Origin of the sequence: Thermogemmatispora sp., from assembly GCF_019683635.1 — a bacterium.
Classification (GTDB): Bacteria; Chloroflexota; Ktedonobacteria; order Ktedonobacterales; family Ktedonobacteraceae; genus Thermogemmatispora.
Window position 1 is genome coordinate 1 of the sequence record NZ_JADGIA010000112.1, and the last position, 16,776, is coordinate 16,776.

A 16,776-nucleotide genomic window follows, 5' to 3' on the forward strand; every position below is an offset into this window, starting at 1 on the left:
TGCGGTTGCGGCGCCCGCTGAGCACTCTGACCAGCGTTCCCTTGTGACCGATTGCTCGCTGCGTACATGGGTCCTCGCCTCTCCTTGCTGTCCAAGCAACACCTGAGCCTGCTTTGAGTATGCCACACCCCTCATTAGAGCTGCGTAGGAAAAGCATTAGAGGAGCATAGGAAGAGTGTTAGAGAAGCGTTAGAATCCGGCCTGCCTGGCAAGTATCCCTGGGCGTGCTTGTGGCCCGACCTTCTCTTTCCCCGCCGTAGCTCAGTCTTTAGCCATCAGGCTTTTTTCAGGAGTGGGACAGGTGGGGCCAGTGTGGTCGATCTCTTGTCTGGATCGTTTTATAAAGAGTACCTGACTGATACGACCGGGATCTGCAGCCTCCGCAGGGATCGCGTGAGGCCCGTAGCGTACCGACCGGGCTGGTGGCGGTATGCAACGTGTATACTTCTGGCTGCAGTTGCAACCCTGCGCTCCGCTCACCATGAGCAAGGCGATCTCTGCTCTGGCGCTGACGCCACACGCTGGCCTCCTCTGCAGAAGCGAAGGTCGTCCTTTGTTGAGCCTACCTGGCTACTGGAGGAGAGCGGAGAACCGGGAATGGGCAATCAGACAAGCCGACGAGCTACTCCTGGCTTTCAGGCCAATCCCTGTCAGAGATACCCGGTGTCGTTGGCCAAGGTCAGCCTGGCTGAGTCAATGCGGCTCTGAAGCTGAGTAGCAGCAATGCCGATGGATGGATGGGTTGCCTGCACTGTGGGACAGTGGAGTATTCTAACGAAGAGGCCCTGATGCCTCTTCGCCCGCCTCTATCGGGGCCGCTCGCCTTCGGGATTATGCCAGGCGCTCGCCATCAGGGCACGTGCTTTTCTACGCTATCACTATGCTGGTGGTTCTACAGTAGCGTTATGTATAATAGTGATTATAAAAAATTATATGATGCGTCATTGAGCGGTAGTATCCAAAGCGCCCATCTCCAGCAGGCGGTCGAGTCCCAGCCATCACAGCTGCCGACTCTGCAGGTCCCTGGAGCCGGCCAGGCCAGCGCCCCCATCGGAGTGTTTGACTCGGGGGCTGGTGGATTGACCATTCTCAGCGCCCTGCGGCAAGAGCTACCCGACGAGGACTACATCTACGTCGGCGATACCGCTCACTGCCCTTATGGCCTGCGCAGTGAGGCTGAGATCACCCAGCTGGTGCTGGAGATCAGTCGCTTCCTGGTAGAACGTGGAGTGAAACTGATCGTTGTCGCCTGCAATGCCGCCTCACAAGCGGCCCTGGCCACCTTGCGCGCCACCTTCCCCGTGCCGTTCGTCGGAGTAGTACCTGCTGTGAAGCCAGCAGCACGCCTGACACGCAAGGGGCGCATTGGTATCATCGCGACGAATCAAGCAGCACGCTCGCCCTACCTGCAACAGTTAATTGCCGACTTTGCTCGCGGGATTGAGACCTATAGCCACGGCTGCTCTGAGCTGGTAACCCTCGTCGAGCGTGGTGAGCTGGATACGCCGACAGCGGAGGAGGTCGTGCACCAGGCTCTGAGGCCCGTACTCAGCAAGGATATCGATGTGCTGGTGTTGGGATGCACCCATTTCCCGGCTCTACGCCCGGTGATCGAGCGCGTGGCCGGTAGCAACGTTCAGGTCATCGACAGCGGAGCGGCTATTGCTCGCCGAACGCGCTCCGTGCTGGAAGCCGCCGCGCTGCTGAAGCCCTCGGCCAATCAACGAGGCCAGGACCCCAACGGCAGACTGGAAGTATGGTGCAGCGGTGACCCCACCTCCTTCCGCCAGATCGCCTCTAGAATTCTGGGCTATCCTGTTGTGGTACACCAGGCCAGCCAGCTCGCCCAGCTAACTATTAGCGCCGCTCACGAAGAAGAGAAAGAGTGATTGCGATGAACAGCCGCCGTCTGACTCAGCTGCCCAAAGAAGATGCCGCCGGCCTTCAACTTGGTGAATTTGATATGACTGATAGTGAGTCTTTACGCCTACGGATCGCACGCCACGTTTCCAACGTTCTTGCGCCTTTTTCTATCTCGTTGCCGCTGGTAACACTGGTCGCGCTTTACCATAGCTCAGACCCGCGCCATGCTCTGGCCTGCGCCTTTATCACTCTTTTTTTCCTGAGTCTGGGGCCCCTGCTCTATATCGCCATCGGCGTCCACACCGGTCGGCTCTCCGATCTGGAAATCACGCGCCGCTCTGAGCGCATGGGTCCTTATCTGTTCTCCATCTCTTCGGCCACCGTCGGTCTCTTTGTCTTGCAGACCCTCCACGGACCTTATAATTTGACGACGCTGCTGATCATCACGATCGCCAGCGGCATCGTGATGCTCTTCATCACACTCTGGTGGAAAATCAGCGTCCACGCCTCTTCGATGGCCAGTGCCGCAACCCTGCTGACCGCCATGTATGGCTCGGTGATGCTGCCGCTCTTCCTGCTACTCATCCTGGTAAGCTGGTCCAGAGTGGTCCTGCGCCGGCATACAGTGGCGCAGGTAACGCTCGGTGCTCTCTTGAGTATCCTGCTCACCACCGTCATCCTCAAGCTGCGGGGACTCTAGCTACCAGCCGCTCGCAGGTCTCGCGGTCTGTGCTGAGCGGCTCTCTATTCAGCATAGGAACGGGAAGGGAAGGCGCTGCAGAGACGGAAGAAAACCGGCAAGGACCTGGACCGCAATAAGGGGGGCAGGAACTCTGTCCAGCCGCTGCTGGCTCTGGCAGCTTCCTGCCCCCTCTTCATGATCATGCTTCCTTGGAGAGATATCAGCGTGCCGCAGCAGGGACAGCGATAGAGCAGAGCAACGGCCACCATTGATTAGCCATCGCTCTGCCCGCCGGCCCCGGCCTTCGCCATCTCGCTGATATCCTACTCATTACCATCTTCACCTGCCGGTGCCGGCGCCGGCACCGGTCACACCGGCTCGCTCTGGCTCAGGTAGACGTGGGGCCGCGGAAGGCGGCGCAAGGGTCGCCAGGCGCTGGCGGGCCCGAATAGCCGGGGCCACTGCACGTCGCGTCGAGGCCGTCGTCGCCCGGCTTACCACCCAGAAGAAGCCAAAGAGCATCAGCCAGTTGACAACCCCCAGGACCACCAGGAAGACTACGTTCGAGACTCCAAGGGCGTTCAGGACCAGATAGAGCGCGCCAGTAAGGACGATGTTGACCAGGGTCGTGGGGATCAGGATCAGCCAGGCAAACTGCATCAGCTGATCGGCGCGCAGGCGCGGCAGCGTGGTCCGCACCCAAATGAACACTCCGCAGAGCAGGTAGATCTTGAGGATAAAGTAGACGAGCGCAAGCAGGTTGCCCAGGACTTGCCAGCCGATGGCCATACCAGGCGCCGTCAGGAAGGCCACCCCCGGACCCGACCAGCCACCGAGGAAGAGCATGGCGGTGATCGCCGAGACGATCGTCATATTGCCATACTCACCCAGGTAGAAGAGCGCCCAGCGCATGCCACTGTACTCAGTGAGATAGCCCGCCACCAGCTCTGACTCAGCCTCTGGCAGATCAAAAGGTGAGCGGTTCGTCTCGGCAAGTCCACAGGTATAGTAGATCAAAACGAGCAACGGCTGCACCAGAATAAACCAGGCCCAGGGAGTGAAACCCTCGAAGATGAAGTCCCAGACTGGGTTGCCCTTGCCTGGCCAGCTCTGCGCCATCTGGAAATTCATAATATCCTTGATAGCAATAGTGCCGAGGCCGTTGTCGCTCAGGATGCTGGTCAGCATCACAATGCTGACCAAAGAGAGAACCAGCGGCAGCTCGTAAGAGATCATCTGAGCCGCGGAGCGCAGTCCTCCGATGAGGGCATACTTATTGTTAGAGCCCCAGCCCGCCATGACCACACCCACCACATCCAGCGAACTCATGGCGATCAAGTAGACAATACCTGTCGCCAACGGTGCCCCTGGCAGGCTGATATAGGGCGAGAACGGCAGCACGGCGAACGAGGCAATCACTGGGGCGAGGAAAACCGAAGGGGCCAGGATAAAAATAGCCTTATCGATTTTACCGGCATGAATATCTTCTTTGAGCAGCAATTTGCCCACGTCAGCCACTGTTTGCAACAGGCCCCACGGTCCCGTGTGCAGCGGGCCATAGCGATCCTGCATCCAGGCCATGACTTTGCGCTCGGCCAGGATCAGAATCACTGCACTTGTCATCACGAAGCCAAAGATGGAAACAAACACCACCACGAACTCAAGAAACTCCCAGGAAAGGATGCCGTGGAGGAGCTGCTCCCACCAGACTTCGGCTAATACAACTCCACCGGACATAGGATACACTCCACTCTCTTACCTTGCATCAGAGCGCCCACGGGCAAGCCATGCGCGCCCGCCTCTCTGCTCGACATCTCTGTCTACTCTTTTGCTTTTCATAGCAGGCTACCAGCCGTGGTCACCGCTGATGGAAAGGAGCGGCTGCCCGGTCCGGAGCCTGCACGTATTCACAGAGCCAGCGACCCTGTTCTGGCGGGAGGCGCAGCTTGTGGCCTTGACCGAGCGCGTTAACGATCGACCTCTCCCAGCACAATATCCAGGCTTCCCAGAATGGCCACGACATCGCTCATCTTATGACCGCGCAGCAATTCGGGCAGGATCTGCAGGTTCACAAAGGAAGGTCCACGGATCTTGGCTCGCCACGGATACTCACTGCCATCGCTGATAAAGTAGATTCCCAGCTCACCCTTGCTGCTCTCAATGGCAAAGTAGGTTTCTCCGCGCGGCGGACGGAGCGCAATCGGCGTCCGCGTTGAGATCGGGCCACCCGGAAGCTGATCCATTGCCACCCGCACCAGGCGCAGGCTCTCAGCCATCTCCTGCATCCGCACCCGATAGCGCGCATAGCAGTCGCCCTCTTGGCGCACCTGGGGATTGACCTTGATTTCCCGATAGGCCATATAGGGGCGATTGACCCGCAGGTCCCAATTCACGCCACTGGCGCGCAGCATCGGACCGGTCAGTCCATAGGCAATGGCTTGCTGGGGATCAACATAACCGACGCCCTGAGTGCGCGCTTCGAAAATCTCATTTCCCGTGATCAGGGTCTCTAGCTCTTGCAGATTCTTCTCGAACTGATTGCACCAGGCTTCACATTGCTGGAGCCAGCCCTTGGGAAAATCATGCAGGACGCCGCCCACGCGCATATAGTTGACATTAAAGCGGCTTCCTCCCAGGGCTTCGAAGAGCGAGAGAATTCCCTCGCGATCGCGGAAGGTCCATAGAATTGGCGTAAAGGCGCCCAGATCGAGCAGATAGGTGCCGATGGCCACCAGATGGCTGGCGATGCGCTGCAGCTCATTGGTGATCAGGCGAATATATTGGGCACGGCGCGGTGGCTCAATGCCCATCAACTGCTCGACCGCCCCCACATAGGCGGTCTCGTTGAGCATCGGTGAGAGATAGTCGGCATTGTCCATATAGCGAATGCCGGCCATCACCGTGCGATTCTCCAGAATCTTTTCAATGCCACGGTGGAGGTAGCCAATCACCGGCGTACAATCCACCACTGTCTCACCCTCCAGGGTGAGAACGAGGCGTAGAACCCCGTGAGTACTTGGATGCTGCGGCCCCATGTTGAGGATCATCTCCTCGGAGCGCAGCTCGCCGGGCGCTACCCCTTCGAGGGGAGGTCTATTTACACCTTGATTGGTCGCCATAGCTTCCTCGCAGCTCTTTGGTCTCACTCAGCAGGTAGTAGAGGTAGTCAGTGTTCAATGTCCGCAGCAGGCAAGCATGCGTGACGGACCACTGACTGTGCTGTACCTGTACCTCGGCACGGCTCTCCAGCCGCTGAGGCAGGATGAACTTTACTCTTGTCTTCTCGCTGCTAGCTGGCTAGCTGGCTGACCGATTGACAGGTAGGGCAGCAACCTGACCAGAATGGCGGGCGAGGCGAATCCTGGCTCAGGTAGCCACTGGGCATGCATCTCAGCGCTGTCGCCTCCTGGAGAGACGAAAACTGAAGTTGACAGTCCAGAGCAGCGCCAGAAGCGCTGCCATTGCAGCGTAGAGTACGCGGTTCGGATCTCGCTGCAAGCTCACATAAAAGATGATCGCCAGGCACCAGAAGGCCAGCGCCAGAAAGAGAGACCAGAGCAAGCTACGTAATTCGGACGCTGAGCGGGCAGCAAGTGGTCGCACCCTTGGTTCTGGCTCCCGCCCTTGTGGTAGCTCAGCACGCTCAGGGCGTCTGCCGGCCTTCGCTGAGGCTCTGGTTCTGGTTCCTTTGCTGCTCCCCCTGCTGCTGGCCATCAGCGAGTCTGGCCCTCCGTCGAACCTGAACGCGCTTCTCCTTCTTCCTCTTCGTGCTCGTGAGCATGGGAAGCATGGCCAAAGGTCGGTGTCCCTGGATGCAGTCGCTCTAGCTTGCCCTGACCAAACTTCTTCTGCACCACATGCTCGACCCCACGCTGCTGATACTGGCCAGCGACCGCCATATTGGGATCAACCTGCGTTGTTGCCGGCGGCTTGACTGTCAGAGGCACCTGATGGAAGCTCTTGCGCAGTGGGTACCCCTCAAAGTCGTCATCGAGCAGCATGCGTCGCAGATCGGGATGTCCCGTAAAACGGATGCCGAACAGATCATAGGTCTCTCGCTCCAGCCAGTTGGCCGTTGGCCAGACCGAAACTACGCTATCCACCTCCGGGTTCTCGGCATCCAGGCGCACTTTGACCTGCAAGAGCGAGCCGCGGGTGGTCGAACGCACATGATAGACCGTTTCCAGGTGGTCAAGCATGTCGACCCCGGAGATGCAGCTGAGCAGGTCAAAGCCAAGCTGATCCCGGAGAAAGCGACAGACGGCAACCAGCTGGGCCCGATCGACCTCGATGCCCAGATAATTGCCTTTCATCACCCGCGGCGCCACCGGCTGACCGGTGATCTGCGCCAGCGGCGCCAGGTCACGCGTAAGCTCGGCTAGCTCGTCACTGTAGTCGGCGGCGCTCGGAATCGGCGAAACACGCGGTACTATATCCATCGGATCACTCCCTTGCGCCAGGCATAGACCAGACCGAGCGCGAGCACAATAATAAAGAAGAGTATCTCAAAAAAGCCAAAGATACTCAGGCTTTTGAAGAGGACAGCCCAGGTGATAATAAAGACAATATCGACATCGAAGGCAACGAAGAGCAAGGCAAAGATATAGAATCCCAGCGGATACTGGACCCAGGCCGAACCGATCGGCACTTCGCCCGACTCATAGGTCTGCAGCTTCTCAGGGGTCCTGCGTCTGGGAGCCAGCAGATTCGCGACCGTCATTGTGATCAAGACAAAGGTGAAACCAGCGGCCAGCAGAATCGCGGCATAAAGATACCCAGTACTGGTAGTTAGTGACACACGCCTTCCTCCAGCTGTCAGACCCTTCTTTACGAAGGAAAAGAGGGTCAGAAGATGCTGCAAAGATTATAGCACAGGGTTGAACAGGCGACAAACAGACCGACTGACTTCACCCTCTCTGACCCAGGAGGGCCACTATCAAAAAGCAAGCGCCAGGAGCATGCTTCTCTCTCCTGGCGTGCCTCTGTTGCAACTGATCGCCTCTGCTGCTGTGAAGTCAGCTCTGCGGCAAGGTAGGGAGAGCAAACTGATCAGGTTGAGCAAGAACCTGTAGGCTGGACACGCTCTTTGCTCGTGTGCTTTCGACGAGCTGCACCACGATGACGGAAATGTTATCCTCGCCACCACCGTCGAGCGCAAGCTGCACCAGATCGTCAACGAGCTGCTGAGGATCAGCAGGTTTGCGCAGCACGGCCTCGATATGGGGATCACGAGTCATATCCCAGAGACCATCGGAGCAGAGCAAGAGCTTATCGCCAGGCAGTAATTCCTCACGGAAAGGGTCAACCTCGACCATCGGTTTCTCTCCCAGGCTCCGATAGATTTGGTTGCGCTTCGGATGGGTATAGATATCCTCGGGCTTGATAATGCCTGCTTCCACCAGACTGGCAACGACCGAATGATCCTGCGTCACCTTCTTGAGGCCCCTGCCTTCTCGATACAGATAGGTGCGACTATCGCCTACATTGGCAACATAGGCGACAGAGCCGATAATCAGTGCCGTGGTCATGGTGGTTCCCATATCAGCATGCTCACGCAGGTTCTGCTCATGGAGGGTCTGATTGGCCGACTGCACTCCCTCTACCAGGAGACGCTGGTAGTCGTTGTTGCTCAGCTCATGCTCGCGTAGCAGCGAAGGCAGCACATAGTCGACGATGGTTTGAATGGCCAGGCGGCTGGCATCCTGCCCATTGGCATGGCCCCCCATACCATCGGCCACGACAAAGAGGCCCCAGGGCTGCACTTGCCCCCCGAGTTGCCTCCCTCCAAGAATGGCAAGCAAGCTGTCCTCATTCGGCTTATGACGTCGCTTGATGCCTGGATCAGTGCGATGACCAACCACCAGCTGAAGGCTCCTCATCCGCTGTCTTCCTCTTATGACTTGGGTTTTGCCCTCTGACCTCGCTGCAGCGGGGGCCATGATCGCTTGCGTCGGTTGCTCGCTGAGCGGCGGCAAGACAAATGTGGGCTGATCGCTGAGCGAGGGCGATGGGGCGGCTTGAGCAGAAGGTGGAGACGCAGAGAAAGCTGCTGCTTGCGTCTCATTCGCCGCCGGCATATCTGGTCCTGGCATCGGTGGCGCCGGCTGAGGAGCTGCTTCCTCCGGCGGCACGAGCGCGCGAAGACGCAGGCCCGAGGTCGAAGGAGAAAGCAAAACCCCACATGAGGGACAATATTCAACTCCTCGACTGACCTGTTGCTTACAGCGCGGACAGTGCAGCACGGTACCGGGTCCAGCTGTTGTCGTCGATGCCGCTGTCCTTTCATCCCTCTCCATCGGACTCTGCTGTAGCCTCGCAGGAGGGGCCACCGCTTGCGGCTGCGCCTGGAAGGTCCTGGCTCGTTGACGCTGACGCTCCGCTTCTAGATCCGCCTGGCGCTTGGCTTCCTCCTCTTCTTTGCGGAAGCGCTCCAGCTCCTTGCGCCTCTTGACGCGCCCCACCGTGAGGGTGATGAAGAGCAGAATCAGGACCAGAAGCAGTAAACCAACTAGGCCCCCCCAGACAAGGAGCGGGAGGCCCGCGAAGCTGCCCTCGCTGCCTGCTCCTTGAGGCTGTGCCTGGCCAGTTGCTTGAGTCTGCAGACGCTGATTAATCAGCTGCAGGAATTGCTGGGCTCCACGGAGCTGGTTCTGGCTGAGGGCGAGGACTTGCTGAAACTCTGCTTTGGCCTGCTGATACTGGCTACGATAATAGTCCTGAATGCCGCTTCGCCAGTGAGCGAGGAGCGGATTAGTCGGCGCCGCTAGCAGGTTGAAACCACGTAGCAGAACATCCACTTGACTGGCGTCACTGGCCTCGCCGCTGAGAAGCTGCAAGCCGACTACCTGGCCAGCCTGGTTGATGATTGGCATACCCGCCTCCTGTAGCTCACCAGGGGTCGAGGTGGCAGTGTTTACAGGTCGCTCCTGCCCCCCGACCAGCTCGGGGATGAGAAAGTTCGGCGCCTGGCTGGCTTGAGTCGGCGGGGTACCGCTGGCATCAGTAAGCTCCAGCCCAAAGGTCGCCCCCTGCCCCATCGAGGATAGCGATGCCAGGTCTGCATAAGGTAGCATATAGGCGCTATGGAAAGGGACAAGCACCAGAGCATGGGCGCAACTGCTCAGCTCTATCGGGCAACTACTGCCACCGTTTGGGAGCAACTGGCCCCGATTCGAGCAGCTCAGCGGAGAGCCAGCGCAGGTAATGTGAGTTAACAGGGTTCCCAGCCCGGTCGAGCTGCTATAGATATCAATCGAGGTCAATTGATCTGGGAGGTTGCCGGTGCTGCCGCTATTGCCACAGAGGCGCTGCCTGCTCACCAGATCTCCGTCGGTTAAGACCCACGCGTTCAGGTCATCTGCTCCCCGCGGCTGCCAGCTTCTGACAAGTACTCCTAAGCCTGTGCACTGAGTGCCAGGTAGACTCAGCGGCACCGGCTCCTCGGACACACTTCCCTCCGAGGTATGCATGAGGGGCAGCTGACCGCTGCTCGCATGGCTGGAACTATAGGTCACCAGCAAACGTACCACTGCTGCCCCTACAAGGTCAAGCACCTGACTTTTCCCGACGTCGACACCCCCGCCTCCCGGAGCAGCGACTGCAGCAACAGGCCACAGGAGCTGTAAGGCGATGAGAAGCGCGCCAAGCAAGGGGCCAAGTCCAGTTGATAGCAGGCCGATGTTTTTCCTTTCCGCGGAAGACAGCTGATACGTACTCATCGGCACTTTCTCCCTTACATCCAAAGCTGACGAAATGCGCCGAAGGAGCAAATAGTTTCTCATCGTCCTAACCTGGCTTGCAGGCGCTGTAACATGGCCTGAGCCGCCTGATTGGTGGGCATAGCCCCAACAACATAGCGGCACTCACGCAGGGCATCACCGAGCTTGTTCTCCCGCTCATAGACCTGGCTCAGGAGGAAGCGCGTCTGATGATCAGCGGGATTAATAATCAGGACCTGTACAAAGCTCCGCTCCGCTAGCGACAGCTGATTGAGTCGCCAGGCCAGTTGGCCAATCTCATAGTGCAAAGCTGCGAGCAGAGTCGGAACTTTGGGCGCCAGTCGCAGAGCCTCTTGAAACTCTCGCAGAGCAGGCTCCAGCTGATTCAACCGCTCGTAGCACTGCGCAAGGCGCTGATGGGCTTCGAAATCGTTGGGATTTAGACGCAGAGACTGAGTGTAGGCCGTAACGGCATCGCCAGGGCGCATGAGAATAAAATGGTAGACATCGCCAACCAGCTTATGCGTCTCAGCATCATTGGGATTGAGCTGGACTGAACGGTTGTAGGCTTGAATCGCTCGTTGGGGATCAGGCGGCTGGCGACGCGCAAAAACCTGCCCAAAGATCTTATGGACCAGGGCATTGTTTGGCTCCAGAGCATAAGCCTGCTGGACAGCAGCATAGGCTGCCTCGACGCGCCCGGCCTGCAGCTGGGCCTGCGCCGTGAGAATGAATTGCCCGGCTGGGCCGGTGGTACCACCGACTGGCAGGGCCACCTGCCGCGGCGTTGCAGGCGAGGCTGCTACTGTTGGCGGCACGCTGCTCGTCAACGGCGGCACAATCTTGATCGGCGGCAGGCTCAAAATCGCCCGTTCCATCTCCGCAGCGCTCGACCAACGCTGCTCTACATTGGGCGAAAGCGCCTTCATGATGACTTGCTCGAACTCGGGCGAGACATCGGGGCGCAAGCTTCTTAACGGTGGGAATGAGAAGATCGTCGGCCTATTGTTGGCCGCATCGTGATGCGTCAGGAGACGATGCAATGTTGCCCCCAACGCATAAATGTCGCTGCGTGGCTCCGGCATCCCATGCAGCTGCTCCGGCGGCGCATAGCCAATGGTCATAATGATCGTAGCCTGGCGCTGCGACTGGAAGGTACGCGCAATCCCAAAGTCTATCAGCTTGATCTCATCGCGGTCCGTGACCATGATGTTCGAAGGCTTCAGGTCACGGAAGATAATCGGCGGATTTTGGCGATGCAGGTAGCTCAAAACATTGCAGATCTGCTGCGCCCAGCTCCTGGCACGCGCCTCGGGTACACCCCGCGCCCCGTTGACTCCCGCGACATTCCCCTCCTCCTCCAGCACTTTGGCCAGCGTGCGCCCTTCGATGAAGTCCATCACCAGATAATGGCGCCCCTCTTCCACAAAGAAGTCGCGTACGCGCGGGATACAGGGATGATTCAAATCAAGCAACAGGGTTGCCTCTCGTTTGAACCACTCGACCGCCTGGTTCCGCTCGACCTCGCTCTGAAAATCGTCCAGCATTTCTTTGACTGCACAAGGACGCTCAAAGCGCAGATCGATCGCGCGATACACAGCTCCCATACCACCCGCCGCCACCAGGTGCTCAATCTTATAGCGTCCATTTGACAGCAAGACCCCCGGGCTGAGGCGCATGACCCCAGCCCCCGCTGCTGGCGATCCGACACTCGCCGGCGTCACACTACCAGCTCCAACCGCCGCTGGTGCCTCTGGCGGCGGAGGCAACCGGGGTCCGCTCTCTCCTTGCCAACTTGAAGGTGTTGCTGCATTCCCGGCAGACACGACTTCTCTGGGATCAGAGTGATTGCTAGCCATCTTTCCTTACACCGCTTCTTAATGCAGCCCTTGAATTCTCTTAAGAGGCTCGTTCCTGGCCCTTTCTCATCCACAGCGACGCCCTCATGCCCGCTTCTCCCCCTTACCCCACCGTTTTCTCTCACCTGTATGATGCTGCTATCTTATCTTCCGGGCTTGCTCCTCCCTAGACCCTCTTCTCCCTCCTCAGTCTACCAGCTCTGGCTTCCTGGTTTTCCAGGAAAAACGCTCGCTCGTTGCTCATGGTGCTGGGCGCATTATAGCACATTTTCATTGAACAGGAAGTAAGCTATTGTACTATCTCGAAGTGAACTCAGCACAGCTCAGCCTCCCCGTGGCACGGCAGGCCACCCAGGCCCACCCTGCACGGGCCAGGCTGAGCTATCCGCAGCCCTTGAGACTGCACCTCACTCCCCTGCTTCTGGCCCCGTCGACAGCGGACGCTCGCTCACGGCTGCCGCATGAGCCGGGAAGCCCTCAAACTCTGCCAGCGTCCGCGTTGTCTCTTCTAACGCACGATATCCCGTTGCTGTCACATAGGCCACGCCGGTGCGCTTTAGGAAATCGTGAACCGAGGTCGCCGAGAAGGTGTGAGCGAAACCACCGGTCGGCAGAATGGCGTTGGTTCCTATGCAATAGTTGCCGAGACAGATAGGAGTAGCAGGCCCTAAGAGAATCTCCCCGGCATTGCGCAGGTGCGTTAGCAGGGCAAATGGCTCACGTACCTGAACCTCCAGATGCTCGGGAGCATACTCGTTGATAAAGGCCACAGCCTCTTCCATATCGCGCGTCAGGATGATCCCGCCTGTTCCTTTCTCTTCCTCCAGGACAGCGCGGCAAAAGGCCCGCCGCCACTCAGGCAGAGCAGCGATTTTGGCCGGCAAAAGCTGCCTGACTGCCTCTGCCAGGGTCCGAGCGGGTGTGACCAGCAGGCTGGAGGAATCGGGGCCATGCTCAGCCTCGATCAAAAGATCGCGCGCGACCAGCTCGGGATCAGCGCTGTCGTCGGCCAGGAGAATGGCCTCACTTGGTCCAGCAGGTAGCCCAACGTCGACGACACCGTAGAGCAGCCGCTTAGCGGCAGCGACATAGCCGCTGCCAGGCCCTGTAATCTTATGCACCCGCGGGATGGTCTCAGTGCCATAAGCAAGTGCTGCAATGGCCTGTGCGCCACCAACGCGATAGATCTCGTGCACACCGCAGAGATCGGCGGCCACCAGAGAGGCAGCGTCGATCTCTCCCCCCGGGCCAGGCGGCGTACAGACAACGATCCGCGCGACGCCGGCAATGCTGGCAGGGGCGGCCAGCATGTACATGACGGAGGGGAAAGCCCCTTTGCCGCGCGGCACATAGAGGCCCACACTACTGATCGGCGTCACCAGCTCCCCAGCCATGACCCCCGGCATCACCTGGGTATACCACTGCTCATGGGGCAGTTGTCGCTGATGAAAGACCTTGACATTGCGAATGGCCTGTTCAAGCGCCGCGCGCATACGGCTATCGAGTTGACGATGAGCACGCTCAATCTCCTCGGCGCTCACACGCAGGCGCTCCGCGCTCAGCTCAACACCATCAAAGCGCGCTGTATACTCCAGGACAGCGGCATCGCCACGCGTACGCACGTCCTCTACGATGGGGCGCACGCGCTCCGTTACTTCTTCTATGCGCAGCTCGGCACGGCGCAGTAGACGCCGGCGCTGGGCTGCATCCATTGTCGCCAGCTCATAAAAATGCACCATTACCTACCAGACTCCGACGAAAAGATTCCGTTTTCTGCTTGTTGTTGATCTCCCCACGACGTTCGTTCCTTGAAGAAAATCTCTCTTTGATTCAGGCCATCGCGGCTCCCGACCCTGGCAGCTGAGCAAGAGCGTCGGCGCGCTGGGCGGCAGCCACATCGCGCTTCATCCAGCGTGCGCCGAAGATCCCAACCAGTCCAGCCAGCAGCAACATGGGCACACAGGTCACCAACAGCGCCTGGCGCAGGTCCTGACCGGCCAGATCGTGAGCGAAATGGCCGCCGTGTGTCGGGTCGAAATGCTGAGCCAGAACTCCAATCAGCGATGGCGCAAAGGCATCGCCTAGCAAGTGAGCCAGAAGCAGCGCCAGGGCGACCGCCGAAGCGCGCAACGCCGAGGGCACAGTGTCCTGAATAGCTGCCGTGCAGGGTCCATTATAAAGCAAGATGAGCATAGCCGTGATAAAGAAAAAGATCATAAAGGCGGTAGTACTATGAACCGTTACCGCCAGGGCGAAGCTCGGAGCACAGAGCAAAAAGCCAATCCCGCAGACAAGAATACGCGCCCCTGGATGGAAGGTATTCAGGATATCTGCCAGATAGCCGCCAATGATCAGACCCGCAATTCCGGCGATGACCACTACTACGCCCGAGAGCGTCGCCGCCTGCCCTACTGTTAGCCCCAGGGCATCTTTCTGATGCAGATAGACCGGCAAAAAGGTGACACTTGCTCCTTGGGCATAGAAAGCAAAGACCTGGACAAGCGTTAGCACAACCAGACTGCGAATACGCAGCAGGGAAGTGAAGTCCCGCCCGAGCCGCCGCCAGGAAAAAGGCAGTCGCTGCCCTTCATTAGCAGGCGGTGAGGGAGCAGCGAGCGCCGCCTCAGCAAGAGGGGTGATTTCTTGCTCTCCGACTTCAGCATCTGTCTCCTGGGTTTGGGCGATTCTGGCCTGCCAGCGCCGCACCAGAAAGAGGCCGCCAATGGCCAGCAAGGCAATTGCCCCCACCAGTACAAGCCCGATGGCGATAAAGGCCAGGATCAAGTCCCGGTCCTTAAGCACCAGGCCACAGACTATCCCCCCTACGATGAAGCCCCCCAACAGATAGACCAGCGCGCTGACCACGGACTTCAGATGCGCTCGCACAAGATCAGAGCCTGCGTCTCCCTCCTTCAGCTCTTGTTGCTCGCCGACTTGCCCCTCCTCCATCTGTTCCTGCTCATCAGCCTGGTTGCGACGCGGCTCGCGCAGACGCCAGGCCAGCAAGGCAAGTACGAGGCCCGGAATTCCCGAAATAAGAAAAGCGAGTCGCCAGCTCCCTTTCCCCAATCCAACGATGAAGCCACCGAGGATGAAGCCTACCATCAGCCCAATCAGCGAGCCTGCCCACCAGCGACTCATGACCTGTGCTCGCTTCTTACGACTATAGTAGTCGCTCAGCAAAGCTGTGCCCGCCGGATAGTAGCCGGCCTCGCCGACGCCCAAGACCATGCGAGACAGGAAGAGGGCGATAAAATTACTGGCCAGGGCAGTAAAGACCGTGGCAAGGCTCCAAATAGTCACACAGAGCGCTACCACATTCTTGCGCCGTGTGCGATCAGCCCAGATACCGAAGGGCAGCGTCCCTAGCGTGTAGACGATAAGAAAGGCCGAGGCAATGTAGCCAAGCTGGTCAAGGCCCAGTCCCAACTCCTGGCCAATGATAGGGGAGGCTCCTGTGAAGACATAACGATCCATATAATTGAGGAAATTAATAAAGAACATGATCACGAAGGCATAGGTCGCATAGCCCGAGGCGCGCCGCCTGGAGGCTCCCAGGTCGGCACTGACTGAGGGAGCAAAGAGTTTCATGGAAAACCTCCTCGCAGGGAGATAGGCAGAGAAGCCGAACGATAACCGCAAAGGGACTGACCTGAGCACCACTCTATCACAGATTCTGGACGGAGGGAAGGGCAGGACTATCAAGATTTCGCTCCAGGCGCAGCATTTCAAGAAAGCTCCAGGTTTTCAAGTCGCGTTCCAGATGAAATCGGAGGAGATCATGCATCACTCGCTCGATCTCCAACAGCAGCGAGGCACTGAGGCGCCAATGAGGAACGGCCTGCCATTCACTGCGCTGCAAGACGCGCAACACGTGCAGCGCTTTAACAGAAAGGGGGCGACTCCAGAAACGCGAGCAGCGAGGACAAAGGGCACCACCCAGCGAAGGGGAGAAGCCGTTTTGCTCGGGGCGCAGTTCGGCAGCACAATGGGCGCAGGAGCGAAAGGCCGGCTCATAGCCCACTTGGCTTAAGAGATGGATCTCGAAATAGCGCAGCAGCAACTGCGAAAGCGTATGCAAAGGATCATTCGCCTGGTCAATCGACTCCTCCTTCGGAGAGCGAGCCGCATCGGCATCGAGCGCACGCAGCATCTCTAGCATGAGAAAGTAAACCCCACTATGCTGCGTATGCTCCTCAAGAAAACGATCCACAAGCTCAGCCAGGTAGAAACCGCAGGTCATGTGCCACTGGCTCATACGCAGATCGAGGAAGCTTTCGCGGCCCTCTGCCTGAGTCACAATATCCAGATCACGCCCGAGAGCCAGTTGCAACTGACTATGGCAGAGGAGTTCTAGATGGCCAGCAAGCTTGCTAGTCGGGCGACGCACTCCCTTGGCCACCACCTGGATTTTGCCATGAGTTGGAGTAAGGAGGGTCACAATGCGGTCTGCCTCACCGAGGTTGATCCGCTTGAGGACAATCGCTCTTGTGGAGTAGCTACGCTGCTGCCGCATGCGCTGGAGTCCTTAGCAATAAAAAAGACGTGATTGTTTAGCATCACGCCTTTCCATGAGAGAAGAGGAGGAGGCGACGAGCGGATTCGAACCGCTGATCGGGCTTTTGCAGAGCCCTGCCTTACCACTTGGCCACGT

At 58.6% G+C, this 16,776-nt stretch carries 11 protein-coding genes; 2 read left to right on the forward strand and 9 right to left on the reverse strand.

What is annotated here, in order from left to right; translation table 11 throughout:
* Positions 1 to 905: 905 nt before the first annotated feature.
* Together murI and IRZ31_RS13165 are read left to right on the forward strand one after the other, a co-directional pair.
* Positions 906 to 1,889, forward strand: a complete 984-nt coding sequence (gene murI, locus IRZ31_RS13160) for a glutamate racemase (RefSeq protein ID WP_297154378.1) — start codon at positions 906 to 908, stop codon at positions 1,887 to 1,889.
* Between the two features lie 5 nt (positions 1,890 to 1,894).
* On the forward strand, positions 1,895 to 2,563 hold the full coding sequence (locus IRZ31_RS13165) for a hypothetical protein (RefSeq protein ID WP_297154380.1): 669 nt from the start codon (positions 1,895 to 1,897) through the stop codon (positions 2,561 to 2,563).
* Positions 2,564 to 2,884: 321 nt separating this feature from the next.
* Here IRZ31_RS13165 and IRZ31_RS13170 read toward each other — a convergent pair whose 3' ends face one another.
* The 9 genes from IRZ31_RS13170 to recO form a co-directional block, all read right to left on the reverse strand.
* Positions 2,885 to 4,282 carry a complex I subunit 1 family protein gene (locus IRZ31_RS13170; RefSeq protein ID WP_297154382.1) on the reverse strand — a complete coding sequence of 466 codons (1,398 nt, stop codon included), beginning with the start codon at positions 4,280 to 4,282 and terminating at the stop codon, positions 2,885 to 2,887.
* Positions 4,283 to 4,512: 230 nt separating this feature from the next.
* The gene (locus IRZ31_RS13175; protein ID WP_151727299.1) at positions 4,513 to 5,664 is read right to left on the reverse strand and encodes an NADH-quinone oxidoreductase subunit D; all 1,152 of its coding nucleotides are present in this window, start codon (positions 5,662 to 5,664) and stop codon (positions 4,513 to 4,515) included.
* 594 nt (positions 5,665 to 6,258) lie between these two features.
* Positions 6,259 to 6,984, reverse strand: a complete 726-nt coding sequence (locus IRZ31_RS13180) for an NADH-quinone oxidoreductase subunit C (protein WP_297154387.1) — start codon at positions 6,982 to 6,984, stop codon at positions 6,259 to 6,261.
* Positions 6,975 to 7,343 carry an NADH-quinone oxidoreductase subunit A gene (locus IRZ31_RS13185; RefSeq protein ID WP_228026318.1) on the reverse strand — a complete coding sequence of 123 codons (369 nt, stop codon included), beginning with the start codon at positions 7,341 to 7,343 and terminating at the stop codon, positions 6,975 to 6,977. Before IRZ31_RS13185 ends, IRZ31_RS13180 begins: the two co-directional genes overlap by 10 nt.
* Before the next feature lie 217 nt (positions 7,344 to 7,560).
* Positions 7,561 to 10,263, reverse strand: a complete 2,703-nt coding sequence (locus IRZ31_RS13190) for a protein phosphatase 2C domain-containing protein (protein ID WP_297154389.1) — start codon at positions 10,261 to 10,263, stop codon at positions 7,561 to 7,563.
* 59 nt (positions 10,264 to 10,322) lie between these two features.
* Positions 10,323 to 12,032 (reverse strand): serine/threonine-protein kinase, encoded by a 1,710-nt coding sequence (locus IRZ31_RS13195; RefSeq protein ID WP_297154391.1) that lies wholly within the window; start codon positions 12,030 to 12,032, stop codon positions 10,323 to 10,325.
* Positions 12,033 to 12,529: 497 nt separating this feature from the next.
* Positions 12,530 to 13,861 (reverse strand): histidinol dehydrogenase, encoded by a 1,332-nt coding sequence (gene hisD / locus IRZ31_RS13200; RefSeq protein ID WP_297154393.1) that lies wholly within the window; start codon positions 13,859 to 13,861, stop codon positions 12,530 to 12,532.
* A 91-nt stretch (positions 13,862 to 13,952) separates the two neighbouring features.
* The gene (locus IRZ31_RS13205) at positions 13,953 to 15,713 is read right to left on the reverse strand and encodes an MFS transporter (RefSeq protein WP_297154395.1); all 1,761 of its coding nucleotides are present in this window, start codon (positions 15,711 to 15,713) and stop codon (positions 13,953 to 13,955) included.
* Between the two features lie 76 nt (positions 15,714 to 15,789).
* Entirely contained in the window at positions 15,790 to 16,638 is an 849-nt protein-coding gene (recO, locus tag IRZ31_RS13210; RefSeq protein WP_297154397.1) for a DNA repair protein RecO, read from the reverse strand.
* Positions 16,639 to 16,776 lie beyond the last annotated feature (138 nt).

Excerpts from the sequence above, each read along its gene's own strand:
- IRZ31_RS13165 (WP_297154380.1), top strand. The coding sequence starts at position 1,895 with ATGAACAGCCGCCGTCTGACTCAGCTGCCCAAAGAAGATGCCGCCGGC.
- recO (WP_297154397.1), bottom strand. The coding sequence starts at position 16,638 with ATGCGGCAGCAGCGTAGCTACTCCACAAGAGCGATTGTCCTCAAGCGG.
- IRZ31_RS13180 (WP_297154387.1), bottom strand. The coding sequence starts at position 6,984 with ATGGATATAGTACCGCGTGTTTCGCCGATTCCGAGCGCCGCCGACTAC.
- hisD (WP_297154393.1), bottom strand. The coding sequence starts at position 13,861 with ATGGTGCATTTTTATGAGCTGGCGACAATGGATGCAGCCCAGCGCCGG.
- IRZ31_RS13175 (WP_151727299.1), bottom strand. The coding sequence starts at position 5,664 with ATGGCGACCAATCAAGGTGTAAATAGACCTCCCCTCGAAGGGGTAGCG.
- murI (WP_297154378.1), top strand. The coding sequence starts at position 906 with ATGTATAATAGTGATTATAAAAAATTATATGATGCGTCATTGAGCGGT.
- IRZ31_RS13205 (WP_297154395.1), bottom strand. The coding sequence starts at position 15,713 with ATGAAACTCTTTGCTCCCTCAGTCAGTGCCGACCTGGGAGCCTCCAGG.
- IRZ31_RS13190 (WP_297154389.1), bottom strand. The coding sequence starts at position 10,263 with ATGAGTACGTATCAGCTGTCTTCCGCGGAAAGGAAAAACATCGGCCTG.
- IRZ31_RS13170 (WP_297154382.1), bottom strand. The coding sequence starts at position 4,282 with ATGTCCGGTGGAGTTGTATTAGCCGAAGTCTGGTGGGAGCAGCTCCTC.